Consider the following 15,287-nt stretch of genomic DNA (forward strand, 5'->3'; position numbering starts at 1 on the left):
GGGTGGATCAATGTCCAAATATAGAGTATATGAATTAGCTAAAGAACATAATACAACCAGCAAGGTTATCATAGATATTTTAGGACGGCATAGCATTATTGCTAAAAATCACATGAGTAGTGTGGATGATGATGCCAAAGTTGCTATTGAACGGACTTTTGCCAGAAAGACTGGAACAAATGAACCAACACAGGCTGCGCAGCCTGTTCAATCTGAAAAGAACGAACCAAGGAATGTGCTGCAATCGGCAAAGGAAGCCCAAACTGTAAGCTTGCAGCCAAATCGTCCTCAGTCTAACCATCAGCAACCAAAAACCGGTGACCGTCCGGGTTCTAACAATAATCAACCACAAGCAGGTAATCGTCCGGGTTCTAACAATAATCAACCACAAGCAGGTAATCGTCCGGGTTCTAACAATAATCAACCACAAGCAGGCAATCGTCCGGGATCTAACAATAGTCAACCACAAGCAGGCAACCGTCCGGGATCTAACAATAGTCAACCACAAGCAGGCAACCGTCCGGGATCTAACAATAGTCAACCACAAGCAGGCAACCGTCCGGGCTATAACCATCAGCAGCCAAAAGCAGGTAACCGCCCGGGTTATAGCAATAATCAACAGCAATCAACCAACCGTCCGGGCTATAACCATCAGCAGCCACAAACAGGTAACCGTCCGGGTTATAACAATCAACAACAGTCAACTAACCGTCCGGGCTTTACCAATCAACAACAATCTAATAACCGTTCGGGCTACAATAATCAACAGCAGCCATCAACTAATCGTCCAGGCTATACTAATCAACAACAATCTAATAATCGTCCGCAACCAGCAGGGCAAACCCCGAATACCCAACAGCGTTCGGGGGCTGGTCAGCAAGGACAACAGACGGCTAACAATAATCGTCGTCCCTTTACTAATAACTCTCGCAATAGCGGTGGTCCAGGCCATGGAAATAGGAATCCGCGTTCTAATCAACACAGACACCAACCTGGGAAAAATCAGGCTCCTCATGTAAAAGTTGAGATGCCCAAACCGAAGAGTATTCGGATTGGCGAATCAATTGCAGTTAAAGATCTTGCCGGGAAAATGGGCCGCGAAGTCAGCGAAATTATCAAAAAGCTGATGATGCTGGGAACCATGGTGAATATTAATCAAGAAGTTGATTTTGATACTGCCTGTATTTTAGGCGGAGAATTCGGGGTTGAGGTAGAAGCAATTCCACCTGAGGAAGATCCAACAGAGATTCCTGAAATCGAAGATGAGGAAAAGGACTTGGTTTACCGGCCACCGGTTGTTACTGTTATGGGTCATGTTGACCATGGTAAAACTTCACTCTTAGATTCTATCCGTCAAACACATGTCACAACGCAAGAAGCTGGCGGGATTACACAGCATATTGGCGCCTATCAGGTGATGTGCAAAGGAAAGAAAATCGTCTTTCTAGATACCCCGGGGCATGAAGCTTTTACAGCCATGCGTGCGCGTGGTGCACAAGCTACCGATATTGCCATTTTAGTAGTTGCAGCTGATGATGGTGTTATGCCTCAGACTATAGAGGCTATTAATCATGCTAAATCAGCGAAAGTACCAATTATTGTAGCGATCAATAAAATGGACCGCCCAGGGGCGAATCCTGACAGAGTTAAGCAACAGTTGGCAGAACACCAGTTAATTCCTGAAGATTGGGGCGGCGAGACCATTATGGTACCGGTGTCTGCTCATCAAAAGACAGGTATTAGTGACTTACTTGAAATGATTTTACTAGTCGCTGAAATGCTTGACCTTAAAGCAAACCCCAACCGTCTTGCATATGGCATAATTATTGAAGCCAAACTTGATAAAGGACGCGGTCCAGTATCAACAGTGCTTGTACAAAAAGGTACACTGCGGGTCGGTGATACAATTATCGCCGGAACAGCTTATGGTAAAGTTCGAGCCATGACAAATGACCGGGGCGAAAAGATAAAGAAAGCTGAGCCTTCTACTCCGGTAGAGGTACTTGGTTTAGCAGATGTCCCGGCAGCCGGAGATATTTTAGTAGCTGTGGATGAGCGGACAGCCAGAGCTGTGGCTGAAAAACGTGTGGCCAAAAAACGTACTGACGAGATTAAACAATCGCAGAAAGTTTCGCTGGAAGATTTGTTTAATCAAATTCAGGAAGGCAGCATAAAAGACCTCAATATAGTTGTTAAAGCAGATGTTCAGGGCTCTGTTGAAGCACTTCGGCAATCATTGTTAAATATCAAAAACAAGGAAGTCAGGGTAAACATTGTTCATGCCGGTGTCGGAGCTATTAATGAATCTGATGTTATGTTGGCAGCTGCTTCCAACGCACTTATTATTGGCTTTAACGTTCGGCCTGCCGGGAATGCCCGTAAGGCTGCTGATAGTGAAAAAATTGATATCAGGCTTTATCGTGTTATCTATGATGCCATTAATGATGTAGAAGCTGCTATCACTGGAATGCTGGCACCCGAGTTTAAAGAAGTTATACTAGGACGTGTAGAGGTACGGCAAGTTATTTCTATTCCTAAAGCAGTAGTTGCAGGCTCGTATGTACTTGAAGGGAAAATAACAAGTACTGCACAAGTTCGACTGATTAGAGATGGTATTGTTATTCATGAAGGAAAGCTTGAATCACTCCGCCGCTTTAAAGATGATGTTAAAGAAGTCGCACAAGGATATGAGTGCGGTATAACCATTGAAAAGTTTCGGGATGTTAAGGAAGGCGACACGATTGAGGCCTTTACCATGGAAGAGGTCGCTCCTAAGGCTTAAGCGTAAACGGTATGTCAAGATGGTGGAGGAATTACGATGGGACAACTGCGGGTAGAAAAAGTGCAGGAATTCATAAAACAAGAAATCAGTAAAATCATTCTGTCTGAGCTTAAAGATCCGCGCATTGGTTTTGTAACAGTAACCAGAGTGGAAGCTACTGGTGACTTGCGAAGTGCTAAAGTATATGTCAGCTTAATGGGAAATGATGATCAAAAAGCAGAGACTTGGGCCGGGTTGACTAAAGCCTTGGGGTATATGCGGTCGGAAATTGGCAAACGAATTAGAATGAGATGTACTCCCGAACTATCTTTGCATCTTGATGAAACCTTAGAGTATAGTGCGCGCATTCAGGAATTGATTTTAAAAATCAAGCAGGAAGAAGGCAACTAGTAACAATATGGAAGTGTCTATTAAACACAGCGCTAAGCTGTTAAGTCAGGCTAATCATATCGTGCTTACTGCCCATATCCATCCTGATGGCGATGCACTGGGGTCAATGCTGGCGCTTTATGCCTATTTATCAGCCCAAGGGAAAAATGTCAAGATGCTACTTGATGATGAAGTTCCTCGTGCTTTTAGATTTCTTGCTGATTGGAAAAAAATCGAACAGCCTCAAAGTGCAATGCCTGAGACCGATTTGCTGGTAGTGCTTGATTCCAGCGACTTAGAACGGATTGGTAAAGTAAAGGATGTTGTTAAAGCGCCTATCCTTAATATTGACCACCATATATCTAATCTCAAGTTTGCTGAGTATTGGTATGTAGACAGTCAAGTAGCGGCAACAGGAGAATTGATTTTTAAACTGCTAAAAGAAATGAATGCAGCTATCACTAGCGGTATGGCTACAGCTTTGTTTATGGCGATAGCTACTGACTGCGGTTTCTTTCGCTTTGCCAATACTTCAGCAGAAACGCTAAAACTTGCTTCAGAACTAGTAGCTTTGGGTGCAAAGCCTCATACTATTTCTGAATATCTGGATGCTAAGCCACTGGCTGTGATTAAGGCATTACCCAAAGTGCTTGAAACACTCGAGATTATTGAAGGTGGTCAAAATGGGAAAATTGCAGCCTTGACATTGAGTCAAGAAATATTAGCTGATTTCAAAGACGATACAGAAGGATTTATTAACTATCCCCGCAATATTGAAGGCATTGAAATTGCCATTATGTTTAAAGAAGCCGATACTCACAGTGTTAGGGTTAGCTTACGTTCAAAAATGGTAGATGTAAGTCAGCTTGCACTTGCCTTTGGCGGCGGTGGCCATGCCCGGGCGGCTGGATGTACGGTGCCAGAAACTCTTGGCAGAGCTAAAACTTTGATTATAGACGCGGCCAAACAACTGTTAGTTAAAGGATTAGGAGTCGATGATGCAGAGCGGGATAATTAATGTACTTAAACCGCCGGGCATGACATCACATGATGTTGTATCATATATCCGGCGGCAATATAGCATAAAGCGTGTTGGGCATGCGGGTACCTTGGACCCTGCAGCAGCAGGCGTATTACCTGTGTTTATTGGCAATGCAACAAGGCTTGTTGAATACCTGGCTGACGCAGATAAAAGCTATCGGGCTGAGCTTACCTTTGGTTTTGAAACAGATACAGGTGATGATACCGGAAAAATTATAAATAGTCGCTCATATAGTCGGCCTAATTTGAATGAGATCGAGGATGCACTTGCTTCTTTTGTCGGCGAAAATGAGCAAATTCCGCCGATGTACTCTGCGATAAAAATTGGTGGTAAAAAGTTGTATGAACTGGCCAGGCAAGGTCAGGTTGTTGAGCGAAAACCGCGTAAAATTATAATCAATAATATCTCACTTGTAACCGAATGCGAAACAGGTATTGTATTTGATGTAACCTGTTCTAAAGGAACCTATATTAGGGTCTTGTGTGCTGATATCGGCTACCGGTTAAATTGCTTGGCAGTAATGAGTTTTTTAGTCAGGACAAGAGTAGGAAATTTTCATTTAGAGCAGGCTTTAACTCTTGAGGAAATTGCCGCTAATAAAGAGCAAGCTATTCAAACTGCGGATAGTGTTTTGACTCATCTGCCAGCGATCGTGTTGTCAGAACAAGAAGCCCAGGCTATAAAAAATGGGCGTAGTATCTGCTGCAAGCAAAGCGGTTCTGATTTAATAAAAATGTATGACAGGGAAAGCACATTCATTGGTATTGGTCGAGAAACATGTCAACTGGGCGGGCATGTAACACTAACTCCCGTGAAGATATTAGGTCCGGGCCAGTAACGGTCCGGATTCTTACATAGACGGGTAATGAGGAGAAACAGAAAAAGAATGAAAGTCTTTAACCAGATAGAGAACGTGAAGCACCATCCACCTGTCTATATGGCTTTAGGCACTTTTGATGGTATTCATATTGGACATCAGGCAATCATTATGCGTACACTGCAACAGGCAAAAAATAACAACTGTTGCAGTGCTGTCTTTACTTTTAGTAATCATCCGCTTGACGTGATTGATGCTGACCGCTGTCCGCCACTTATTATAACTAATCAGGAAAAGGTAAATTTAATTGCCGAGTTGGGTGTGGACATGTTATTTAATGTTCCCTTTACTACCGAATTCTTACAATTAACTCCTGAAAAATTTATTGAGAAATTAGTTACTAACATTAATCTTCGGCATATAATTGTTGGTGCTAACTTCACTTATGGATATCGGGGGGCTGGAACGCCGGCGCTATTAACAGCTGCTGGCGCTAAACACGGTTTTACTGTCGATGTGGTCAATATGGTGGATAGGGACGGGGTTATTGTAAGCAGTACCGTCATTAGGCAACTGGTTACAGAGGGTGCGGTTAAGCAGGCAGCAAACTTACTTGGTCGGCCGATAACTATATCCGGTAAAATCAGTAAAGGTGACCAACGCGGGCGAAAACTCGGTTTTCCTACAGCAAATTTGGCGATTGTACAGGGGTTTTTGGTTCCGAGTGACGGAGTTTATGCTGTTTATGTATATGATGAAGCCGGTGCTAAGTATAATGGTGTTGCCAATGTTGGCAATAATCCTACTTTTACTCGTCAAACCCACCGTATTGAGGTACATATATTGGACTTTGACCGCGTTATTTATGGGCAGCAGCTAAGGATCCAATTTATCGATAGAATTCGTGGTGAGATTGCTTTTACTAACGTTAGGCAACTTAAAGAGCAAATGCAGGCAGATATTGAATTTTCTCGTAAACATTATTTTTAATTGTTTTGGTTTACATGTTTTTAATTTTATGGTAAAATATTTTTTAGTGAGTAAATTACATCATTAACCGTAGCGAGGATAATCGAGTCTCCGGCGATGTCTTGGCTAATGGGGATAGACAAGAAAAAGGAGGTGAACCACAGTGTTGACACCTGAAAACAAACAAAAGCTTATTGAAACATATCGTGTACACTTAAATGATACTGGATCTCCTGAAGTTCAGATTGCTATTCTTACAGAACGTATTAATTACCTAACTGAACATTTGAGAGAACACAAAAAAGACCATCACTCCCGTCGCGGCCTGCTAAAAATGGTTGGTCAGCGCAGAGGTCTCTTGAATTATCTGCGTGAAAGCGATATTGAGCGTTATCGTTCAATTTTAGAAAAACTTAACTTACGAAAATAAGTAAAAAGCGGATTTTCCGCTTTTTATTTTTTTCTTAGGTTAAAGAAAATAAAAAAGGGAATAATAAGAAAAATGTCGAACAGTTAATCTTTGCTAAAAGAAAAGGGGCTTATACAGAGGAGGAAAATAAAATATGGAAAAATTCCAGATGGAACTAGGTGGCCGGACCTTGATCATTGAATCAGGGAAAATGGCTAAACAAGCCAGCGGTGCGGTGTTGGTGCGTTATGGCGATACTGCAGTGCTGGTCGCAGCAACCCAATCAGCTGAACCGAGACCAGGTATTGACTTTTTCCCGTTAACAGTTGATTATGAAGAACGCTTATATTCGGTAGGTAAAATTCCAGGTGGTTTTATTAAGCGGGAAGGGCGTCCAAGTGAAGCATCTATTTTAGCCAGTCGTTTAATTGATCGCCCGATTCGACCACTGTTTGCCGATGGATTGCGTAATGATGTTCATGTAGTAGCGACAGTAATGTCGGTGGATCAAAATAACCCGCCTGATATTGCAGCTATGATTGGTGCATCTTGCGCTTTAAGTATTTCCGACATTGTCTTTAACGGGCCTGTTGGTGGCGTTCGCGTCGGGTTGATCAATAATCAATTTATTTTGAATCCTACGATAGAGCAGCAAGAAAAAAGCGATCTTAACTTAGCTGTAGCAGGCACAAAAGATGCTATCCTGATGGTTGAAGCAGGAGCAAATGAATTGTCTGAAGATACTATGCTTGAAGCGATTTTATTTGGGCATGCTGCAATTAAAGAGATAGTGGCTTTTCAGGAAACTATTATTGCTAAAATTGGCAAGCCTAAGAAAGAAAAACCGATTTATGAAGTGCCAGCCGAAATTGACGTGGCTATGCGTGAGTACATAACCGAACAGTTAAAAGTTGCTGTAGCTAATGCGGACAAACTTGTACGTGAGGAAAATATCAAACAGATTAAAAATGAAGCTACTGAGCATTTCCTGTCAATTTACCCTGAGAACGGAAAAGATATTAATAATATGTTCCAAAAGATTCTCAAAGAGATTGTGCGGAAAATGATTACAGTAGATAAAATTCGCCCTGATGGCCGTCAGATTGACGAAGTACGTCCTATTACCTGTGAAGTAGGTTTGTTGGCACGTACTCATGGTTCTGGACTATTTACCCGTGGTCAAACACAAGTCTTTACTATCACTACGTTAGGAGCTATTGGCGACGAACAGATTCTTGATGGTCTTGGGGTTGAGGAATCCAAACGCTATATGCATCATTATAATTTTCCGTCATTTAGTGTTGGTGAGACTAGACCTTCACGTGGGCCTGGACGTCGTGAAATTGGACATGGCGCGTTAGCTGAACGGGCACTAGTACCTGTTATCCCTTCCGAGATGGAGTTCCCGTATACCCTTCGTTTAGTATCAGAAGTACTAGAGTCCAATGGCTCTACTTCTATGGGCAGTGTATGCGGCAGTACCTTATCCCTAATGGATGCAGGTGTTCCAATTAAAGCGCCGGTATCTGGTGTTGCTATGGGCTTAGTTAAAGATGGCAGCAATTACACAATCTTAACTGATATTCAAGGTATGGAAGACGCGCTTGGAGATATGGATTTTAAAGTGGCCGGTACTACTAAAGGTGTAACTGCTATGCAGATGGATATGAAAATATCGGGGATTACGGAAGCAATTTTTAAAGACGCACTGGCACAAGCGAAACGTGGCCGGATGCATATACTAGACAAAATGCTTGAGGCGATCAAAGAACCCAGAAAAGAACTTTCCCCATTTGCACCACGCATTATTACCATGGAAATTGATCCGGATAAAATCCGAGATGTTATTGGACCAGGTGGCAAGACAATTAAAAAAATTATTGAAGAGACCGGCGTTAGCATTGATATTGAAGATGATGGTAAGGTTTTCATCGCAGCAGTTGATGTTGAGGCTGGCCAGAAGGCAGTGAGCATCATTGAAGCCTTAATACGCAGTGTCGAAGTTGGTGCCACATATACTGGTAAAGTCACCCGGTTAATGAATTTTGGTGCATTTGTCGAAATTATTCCTGGTAAGGAAGGTCTTGTGCATATCTCGCAGCTCGCACTTGAGCGTATTGCCAAAGTGGAAGATGTCGTTAAAGTAGGCGATGAAATTATGGTCAAAGTGACCGAAATTGACCGCCAGGGACGTATTAATTTGTCTCGTAAAGAATTGTTGAAGGCCGAACAAAAGGAAAATCAGCCTGAAAACGCTGGAAAATAGCAGATAATCAGCTGGGACTTGGCAATAAGCCAAGTCTTTTTATTTTGGCTCATAAAATACAGGTAATAGTAATACATTGTATTACTACGCAAGAGTAGTGAGCGGGAGTTGATTATATGCAGTGTAAAGTGGTAACTGTAGGAAAAGTTCGTGCTTGGTATGTATATTTTACTATTGGCGTTTTTATGGTAGTCGCTATGCTGGCAGGCAGTCTCCAACCATTAGTAAACACTACGCAGCTAGCTGCTGCAGTGCCGCCGGTATTTCAAGGTAATCCATCTCAGCCACAGATTGCATTGGCTTGCAATGTATTTTGGGGAGAGGAATATCTTCCAGACATGTTGAAAACACTTGATGAAAATAATATTCATATTACTTTTTTTATTGGTGGAAGCTGGGCCAACAAATATCCGGAAGTACTTAAAGATATGGCTAATAGAGGCCACGAACTTGGAAACCATACCTATAGTCATCCGCATCCTAATAACTTAAGTAAAGAAAAAAATAAAGAACAGATAGTAAAAACAGAGGAGCTTGTGAATAGCGTTACAGGGATAAAAACAAATTTATATGCACCGCCCTATGGTGAATACAACAATACAGTACTGCAAGCTGCACAAGAACTCAACTATACTACTGTTATGTGGAGCATTGATACAATTGACTGGAAGCGCCCGCCCCCTGAAGTTATTACCGAGCGGGTGCTAAAAAAACTTCATAATGGTGCTATTATTCTGATGCATCCGACAGCACCAACAGCTCAGGCTCTTCCAGGGTTAATTGCTGAAATAAAGAAACGAGGATATACGATAACAAGTGTATCTGATATACTAAAATAGAATAAATAGGCAGGCGAAAGCTTGCTTTTTTTATTGCCTAATTGCGTCATCTATGATAGTATTATGTTTACATAAGCGGAAAACCTTTTATTATGTTTAGCTGAGAACTAAGTTACTTACAGCCTTTCACTTTTCGCAAAGGCTGTAAGTAAGCTATGCTTTTTGGAATGGAGGTTACGATATGAACAAATACAAGAATTTACTATCCTGGGTAGTAATAATGGTTTTTATGATAACCATTATGCTGCCTGTTACCCCTGCATATGCCGCCTTTTCAATAGCTGATTTACTAGGACAAGCTACTGCGGCTAATGACTCTAGTGTATCGGCTGGCACGAGTACTGGTAAAGGTATGCTAGACATTTTACTTGGCCTATTACTAGGCAAAGTTTTGGGCAATAACGGCTCTACCACTGCGGCAACGCAAAATAACTCTGCCGGTGGATTAATTAGTTCATCACCGAAAGAATTTGTGGGTTTTTACGCCGAATGGTGGGGAGCTGATACTTCTTCCTATAATTCCATGGTAAAAAACACTGATGTAATTAAAACAATTGCCCCATTCTGGGCTACAATGCAGGCTGATGGCACAGTGATTGACCGCGGCGGCAATGACCATGCTGCAGTGGTTAAAACTGCTCAGCAGAAGGATATGACAGTATTGCTGCTGGTTAATAATGCCAAACAAGACAACAACACCTCTGCGCCAGTTCATACCGTACTGGCAAATCCGGCACTTAGGACGAAAACGATTGACAATTTTGAGACCTATATCAAGAAGTATAATCTTGACGGTATTAATGTTGATTTTGAAATGGTGCCTGCTGAAGATCGCGATAACCTGACAGCATTTATGCGGGAGCTTTCTGCTCGCCTCAAACCACAGGGCTTGCTTGTTACAATTGATGTTTTTCCTAAACAAAATGAAAATAATGATGTGGCCGCTGCCTATGACTATGCAGAGCTGGCTAACTATGCTGACAAAATTATGATTATGGCTTATGACAATCATGGCATGTGGAGTGGGCCCGGCCCGATTGCGGATATTGGTTGGGTAGAAAACAACCTAAAATATGCACTCAAGTTTATCCCTAAGAATAAATTATACCTTGGTATTGCTGCCTATGGGTATGATTGGTCAGCCCAGGGAACACAGTCGTTAGAGTATAAGGCGATAATGGATCTATCCCAGCGTTATGGACAAGCAGTACAATGGGATGATGCAGCAAAATCTCCGTATTTTAGTTATACTGCCGCTGATGGTATTGCTCACACCGTTTGGTTTGAAAGCAGCGAAAGTATAAAACATAAGCTGGCACTTATTACTAAATATGACATTGCTGGTGCAGCTATGTGGAAGCTTGGCGAAGAAGATCCCGGAGTTTGGACAATCCTGCGGGATAAGTTTCGCAAGTGATTCCAAATGAATAAAACTCAATACAGGAGGTTTATGGTGTATAGTAAAAAAATATTGATAGTAACCATGCTTTTGGTCTTGGTATTTAATATAGCAGGACCAGTACAAGTAAGTCATGCTGCAGCTTTGGACAATGTTATCAATACTCTGGCAGCTTCGACTGTTTCATCCACCAATAGTGGGGCTGGCGGGTCAGACGTATTTAGCAAGCTATTTAGCTTATTATTTGATAAAATACTCGGGCCAATATTGAATATTTTTAGTGGTGGCAAAGCAGCAACCACCTTACCCGAAAATCCGGTAAAAGTGACACCGCTTCCTGCTGATGAAGGGACTACAGGTATTGTAGACAGCGGTATATTACGCGGTAAAGTTATTGTTGTTGATCCTGGTCATGGTGGTAGCAACCCCGGTGCGGTAGCTAATTACACCAGAGAAACAGATAACAACTTGGCAGTTAGTCTCAAATTGAGAGATAAGCTGACTAAAGCTGGAGCAAAAGTTATTATGACAAGGGAAAGTGATCGCACTGTTGCACCTGAAGGCAGTTCGTTAGGTCAGGAGTTGGCAGCACGCGTGGATATTGCTGAAGCGAATAATGCAGATATTTTTGTCAGTGTCCACTCGAACTCCAATCCCGACCCTTCCATATATGGAACGATGACTTTTTATCCGAGTGGCAAATCATCCAAATTGGCACTTGAGGTTCAAAACAGTATCATTAAAGAAACCGGTGCTGTAGATAAAGGAACTTCCTCGGCAACTTTCTATGTGCTGCGCAATACATCCATGCCGAGCATTTTGGTCGAAATGGGTTTTGTGACCAATGCGAGCGAGGCCCGTAAGTTGCAGGAAGATAATTACCGGAATAAAATAGCGCAGGGTATTTTTAATGGTGTAGTAAAATACTTTAACAACTAGTAATGTTAGTTTGTTTTTTAACAGAGATAAACGCAGTGCGAATATCTCTGTTTTTTTCTTTAGCAAATTTAGGTATAATAAGGTTTATACTACCTGGAAACATATTCTTTTGAAATGGTTACCAATAAGAACAATTTGTAGTAAAATACGAAGGCATTATTTTTGCTGTAATGAAAAGGAGATTTATGTACAAAAAATCAGTATTGCCAAATGGAATTCGCATTGTATCTGAAACGATTCCTTATGTGAAATCAGTTAGTATGGGCGTATGGCTTGCAACAGGATCAAGGCTTGAAGAAGAATATAATCATGGAGTTTCTCATTTTATTGAACACTTGATGTTTAAAGGAACGGCCCGGCGTTCGGCCAAGGATATTGCTGAGCTAGTTGATGCTGTTGGTGGGCAGTTGAATGCATTTACTGCTAAAGAGTGTACTTGTTACTATTTGAAGGTTTTGGATTCTCATGCTGATTTAGCGATGGATATTCTAAGCGATATGCTGCTGTCATCAAAATTTGCCGAAGAAGATATAGAACGTGAGCGCCAAGTAGTAATGGAAGAAGTACATATGTATGAAGATTCCCCAGATGAATTGGTGCATGATCTTCATCTGGATACTGTGTGGCCTGTTCATCCACTAGGGCGAAATATTTTGGGTACGACTGATTCAATTGAACGCTTTAATCGAGATACTATACTGAAATATTATCAGGATTTTTACACGCCTGATAATATGGTAATTGCTGCTGCCGGAAACATAACGCATGAAGAATTAGTAGCATTAGCGACCCGTTATTTTAATGGCTTTAAAGGACAAAAAAGAGAATTAGCGATAACTCCCCCGACCTTTGAGTCGGCCAGAACAATTATTTGCAAAGATTCCGAGCAAGTGCATATCTGCTTAGGAACATTGAGTGTGCCCCAGGAGGACCCCAAGATCTATCCAGTTTATATTTTTAATAATCTATTAGGTGGCGGAATAAGCTCTAAATTATTCCAAACCATTCGCGAAGAACGTGGACTGGCCTATTCCATTTATTCTTATCAAAATAGCTACAAGGATGCCGGCTTGCTTACAATTTACGCCGGTACTCGACCTGTAAATGTAAATCAGGTTTTGGACCTTATAATAGAAAACTTGCGGGAATTTAGAAGTAAAGGCATAAGTGAGCAAGAAATGATTAAGTCCAAAGAGCAAATAAAGGGGAGTTTGCTGCTGGGCTTAGAGAGTTCAAGCAGCAGGATGTCCCGTATTGGAAAAATGGAAGTTACTTTGGGAAAATTTGTTTCTTTAGATGAGGTTGTAAACAAGATAGACCAGGTGACGCTAACTGATGTGAATCAGATGATTGAGCAAATGCTTGTTGCTGAAAAACTATGCTTTACTGCGCTGGGCCCTATTGGTTCATTAACTATTAATACTAATTTTAGTTTTTAAGGAGGAATTTTATGGCAAGAGGTTTTGAGGTAATTAGTCAATATCGAGAGCATGATATAAAATTACCTATTCGCAAGACTACATTAAGTGCCGGGTATGATCTTACAATTGCCCAGGATGTTACTTTGTTTCCCGGAAAGGTTGTGTTAGTTCCGACAGGCATTAAAGCTTATATGGAGGAAGACGAATACCTAGGCATTCATATTCGCTCTGGTTTGGCTGTTAAGCATAGTTTGAGTTTAATTAATGGGCAAGGGATTATTGATGCTGACTATTATAATAATAAGGAGAATGAGGGACATATTTTAATTGCCGTTTTTAACCATGGGTCAGAATCTGTTACAATTACCAAAGGAACCAGATTAGCACAGGCGATTTTTTATAAGTATCTTATAGCAGATAACGATTGTGCTGATACTGTTCGTTCAGGCGGCTTTGGGAGTACCGGTCAGTAACGGATGGTGATTTTTTTTCATAACTTATTCTTATTAACCATATACATAGGTAGAAGCAGGTTAAGGGAGGGCTACTATGTATACCTGGGCGACATTAGTGTTAATTATCTTGGTGGTTATGGGGTCTGTTTGGCTGCGTGTTTGCCGTTTGCGCATGTCTTTGGACAATATACCCTATATTGAGCCAAAAACATCCCCCTTTTCCCATGCTGTACAAGATTTAGTTGCCACTGCCGGCGGCGTATATCTTTCTTTGGTAATGATTGTTTCATTTTTAAAGCTGGAGCTGCCTGAACGGATAACTATCAGTATAATTACTTTCGATCCTCTGGCCATGACGGCGATTGCAGTGGCGGTTGTTCAACCAGTTGTTAGTAAATTATTTGATAGCAAGTAGGTGAAAGCATGCGGATAAGTGAAATGACTGGAAAAGAAGTTATTAATTTGGGAGACGGTGCGCGTTTAGGTATCGTTGGCGAGTGTGAACTTACTTTTGACAGTTGCTCCGGTGTTATTGGCGGATTAATTCTCCCCAAACGAAAAACAGTATTTAATTTTTTAGGTGACAATCAGATAGTAATAATACCATGGGAGGCAATCAAACGCATTGGGGATGAAGTTGTTATTGTTGACTTAGATAATGCGTATGAGCGCATGTATTCTAGCTAAGTTTGGGTAATAAAAGACTTGGTTTGTGTCAAGTCTTTTATTCTTTACCTTTCCATCTAGCATAAAAAATGCGGTACTTGTCAACCCTAACAGTAAACTGTATATCAGATTAATGTTAGGAGGCTTATTGATGTCAATAACAAACGATTCTATTTTGCAAGGAACTACTGGCAGTCAGCCAACAACTCAAATCTCAGGCCATACAGAGAATGCTTTGGTAAATAGTAATACAAGCACCCAGTCGCAAACTGCAAATGCTCAGATACCGGTTGCGGGTTCGGCGGCGCAGACTCAGCCGTCTGCAATGCAGGCAGGCACAACAGGAGTAAAGAGCGTAATTGGTGTATTTAATTCTCATGATAAGGCTGAGCAGGCGGTAAATGCGCTTAGAACGCAAGGGTTCACAACAGAAGAAATAAATATTGTTTCCAAGAATAAAAAGCAGCAAGGCCGGGAAACTGAATATGTTGAGGATGATATTACCGATGGTGCCCTAACAGGCGGCACGTTAGGCGGTATTGGCGGTTTGCTTTTGGGGGCAGGTGCTTTAGCTATTCCTGGTGTAGGACCTGTATTAGCCGCAGGGCCAATAGCAGCTGCCTTAAGTGGGGCGGTAGCAGGCGGTATTACGGGTGGCCTTATTGATTGGGGTATTCCGGCGGAAGCAGGCAGGCGCTATGAACAACATGTAGTACAAGGCGGGATTCTGGCAATAATCCGCTCTGATGCCGCTAAAGCGAATCAAGCAGCTCAAATTCTGCGTCAAAACGGAGCAAAAGATGTTGAAACTCATGCATTAACCTAAAAATGTGTTTTTACCAGAAGCATTTTGGGTGATAAAATAAACAACTCTCAATATTTATTTGACAATGCAGGAACATTTGGTATAAAAT

Annotated in this window: 15 protein-coding genes; all 15 read left to right on the forward strand. The window is 41.6% G+C overall.

The genetic code is table 11. From position 1 onward, the window contains the following. Window positions 1–10 precede the first annotated feature (10 nt). The 15 genes from infB to AC1ECB_RS05820 all read left to right on the forward strand — a co-directional run bounded on the left by infB (window position 11) and on the right by AC1ECB_RS05820 (window position 15,199). Window positions 11–2,782 (forward strand): translation initiation factor IF-2, encoded by a 2,772-nt coding sequence (gene infB, locus AC1ECB_RS05750; RefSeq protein WP_485667827.1) that lies wholly within the window; start codon window positions 11–13, stop codon window positions 2,780–2,782. A 36-nt stretch (window positions 2,783–2,818) separates the two neighbouring features. Beyond that, the gene (rbfA, locus tag AC1ECB_RS05755; RefSeq protein WP_485667828.1) at window positions 2,819–3,172 is read left to right on the forward strand and encodes a 30S ribosome-binding factor RbfA; all 354 of its coding nucleotides are present in this window, start codon (window positions 2,819–2,821) and stop codon (window positions 3,170–3,172) included. Window positions 3,173–3,179: 7 nt separating this feature from the next. Beyond that, window positions 3,180–4,169, forward strand: coding sequence for a DHH family phosphoesterase (locus AC1ECB_RS05760; RefSeq protein ID WP_485667829.1), 990 nt, complete (start codon window positions 3,180–3,182; stop codon window positions 4,167–4,169). Continuing rightward, the gene (truB, locus tag AC1ECB_RS05765) at window positions 4,150–5,031 is read left to right on the forward strand and encodes a tRNA pseudouridine(55) synthase TruB (RefSeq protein WP_485669287.1); all 882 of its coding nucleotides are present in this window, start codon (window positions 4,150–4,152) and stop codon (window positions 5,029–5,031) included. Before AC1ECB_RS05760 ends, truB begins: the two co-directional genes overlap by 20 nt. 48 nt (window positions 5,032–5,079) lie before the next feature. Continuing rightward, a complete protein-coding gene (locus AC1ECB_RS05770; RefSeq protein ID WP_485667830.1) occupies window positions 5,080–6,000 on the forward strand; it encodes a bifunctional riboflavin kinase/FAD synthetase in 921 nt (306 codons plus the stop codon). A gap of 142 nt (window positions 6,001–6,142) precedes the next feature. Further along, window positions 6,143–6,409 carry a 30S ribosomal protein S15 gene (gene rpsO / locus AC1ECB_RS05775; RefSeq protein WP_021167634.1) on the forward strand — a complete coding sequence of 89 codons (267 nt, stop codon included), beginning with the start codon at window positions 6,143–6,145 and terminating at the stop codon, window positions 6,407–6,409. Between the two features lie 133 nt (window positions 6,410–6,542). Beyond that, window positions 6,543–8,654, forward strand: coding sequence for a polyribonucleotide nucleotidyltransferase (locus AC1ECB_RS05780; protein ID WP_485667831.1), 2,112 nt, complete (start codon window positions 6,543–6,545; stop codon window positions 8,652–8,654). A gap of 116 nt (window positions 8,655–8,770) precedes the next feature. Beyond that, the gene (locus tag AC1ECB_RS05785) at window positions 8,771–9,493 is read left to right on the forward strand and encodes a polysaccharide deacetylase family protein (RefSeq protein ID WP_485667832.1); all 723 of its coding nucleotides are present in this window, start codon (window positions 8,771–8,773) and stop codon (window positions 9,491–9,493) included. Between the two features lie 181 nt (window positions 9,494–9,674). Further along, on the forward strand, window positions 9,675–10,910 hold the full coding sequence (locus AC1ECB_RS05790; protein ID WP_485667833.1) for a glycosyl hydrolase family 18 protein: 1,236 nt from the start codon (window positions 9,675–9,677) through the stop codon (window positions 10,908–10,910). Window positions 10,911–10,943: 33 nt separating this feature from the next. Next, window positions 10,944–11,831 carry an N-acetylmuramoyl-L-alanine amidase family protein gene (locus tag AC1ECB_RS05795; protein ID WP_485667834.1) on the forward strand — a complete coding sequence of 296 codons (888 nt, stop codon included), beginning with the start codon at window positions 10,944–10,946 and terminating at the stop codon, window positions 11,829–11,831. A 185-nt stretch (window positions 11,832–12,016) separates the two neighbouring features. Then, on the forward strand, window positions 12,017–13,270 hold the full coding sequence (locus tag AC1ECB_RS05800) for a M16 family metallopeptidase (RefSeq protein WP_021167639.1): 1,254 nt from the start codon (window positions 12,017–12,019) through the stop codon (window positions 13,268–13,270). A gap of 11 nt (window positions 13,271–13,281) precedes the next feature. After that, on the forward strand, window positions 13,282–13,725 hold the full coding sequence (gene dut, locus AC1ECB_RS05805) for a dUTP diphosphatase (protein ID WP_485667835.1): 444 nt from the start codon (window positions 13,282–13,284) through the stop codon (window positions 13,723–13,725). A gap of 76 nt (window positions 13,726–13,801) precedes the next feature. After that, window positions 13,802–14,122, forward strand: a complete 321-nt coding sequence (locus AC1ECB_RS05810; protein ID WP_485667836.1) for a hypothetical protein — start codon at window positions 13,802–13,804, stop codon at window positions 14,120–14,122. An 8-nt stretch (window positions 14,123–14,130) separates the two neighbouring features. After that, entirely contained in the window at window positions 14,131–14,394 is a 264-nt protein-coding gene (locus AC1ECB_RS05815; protein ID WP_485667837.1) for a YlmC/YmxH family sporulation protein, read from the forward strand. A 130-nt stretch (window positions 14,395–14,524) separates the two neighbouring features. After that, entirely contained in the window at window positions 14,525–15,199 is a 675-nt protein-coding gene (locus tag AC1ECB_RS05820) for a general stress protein (protein ID WP_485667838.1), read from the forward strand. Window positions 15,200–15,287 lie beyond the last annotated feature (88 nt).

The organism is Sporomusa sp. 246TCP1, assembly GCF_057319775.1.

Bases quoted from the DNA above. Each gene is read 5' to 3' on its own strand.
- AC1ECB_RS05815 (WP_485667837.1), top strand. From the start codon at position 14,131: ATGCGGATAAGTGAAATGACTGGAAAAGAAGTTATTAATTTGGGAGAC.
- AC1ECB_RS05795 (WP_485667834.1), top strand. From the start codon at position 10,944: ATGGTGTATAGTAAAAAAATATTGATAGTAACCATGCTTTTGGTCTTG.
- AC1ECB_RS05770 (WP_485667830.1), top strand. From the start codon at position 5,080: ATGAAAGTCTTTAACCAGATAGAGAACGTGAAGCACCATCCACCTGTC.
- AC1ECB_RS05785 (WP_485667832.1), top strand. From the start codon at position 8,771: ATGCAGTGTAAAGTGGTAACTGTAGGAAAAGTTCGTGCTTGGTATGTA.
- AC1ECB_RS05810 (WP_485667836.1), top strand. From the start codon at position 13,802: ATGTATACCTGGGCGACATTAGTGTTAATTATCTTGGTGGTTATGGGG.
- AC1ECB_RS05760 (WP_485667829.1), top strand. From the start codon at position 3,180: ATGGAAGTGTCTATTAAACACAGCGCTAAGCTGTTAAGTCAGGCTAAT.
- AC1ECB_RS05800 (WP_021167639.1), top strand. From the start codon at position 12,017: ATGTACAAAAAATCAGTATTGCCAAATGGAATTCGCATTGTATCTGAA.
- AC1ECB_RS05790 (WP_485667833.1), top strand. From the start codon at position 9,675: ATGAACAAATACAAGAATTTACTATCCTGGGTAGTAATAATGGTTTTT.
- AC1ECB_RS05820 (WP_485667838.1), top strand. From the start codon at position 14,525: ATGTCAATAACAAACGATTCTATTTTGCAAGGAACTACTGGCAGTCAG.
- dut (WP_485667835.1), top strand. From the start codon at position 13,282: ATGGCAAGAGGTTTTGAGGTAATTAGTCAATATCGAGAGCATGATATA.
- infB (WP_485667827.1), top strand. From the start codon at position 11: ATGTCCAAATATAGAGTATATGAATTAGCTAAAGAACATAATACAACC.
- AC1ECB_RS05780 (WP_485667831.1), top strand. From the start codon at position 6,543: ATGGAAAAATTCCAGATGGAACTAGGTGGCCGGACCTTGATCATTGAA.
- rbfA (WP_485667828.1), top strand. From the start codon at position 2,819: ATGGGACAACTGCGGGTAGAAAAAGTGCAGGAATTCATAAAACAAGAA.
- truB (WP_485669287.1), top strand. From the start codon at position 4,150: ATGCAGAGCGGGATAATTAATGTACTTAAACCGCCGGGCATGACATCA.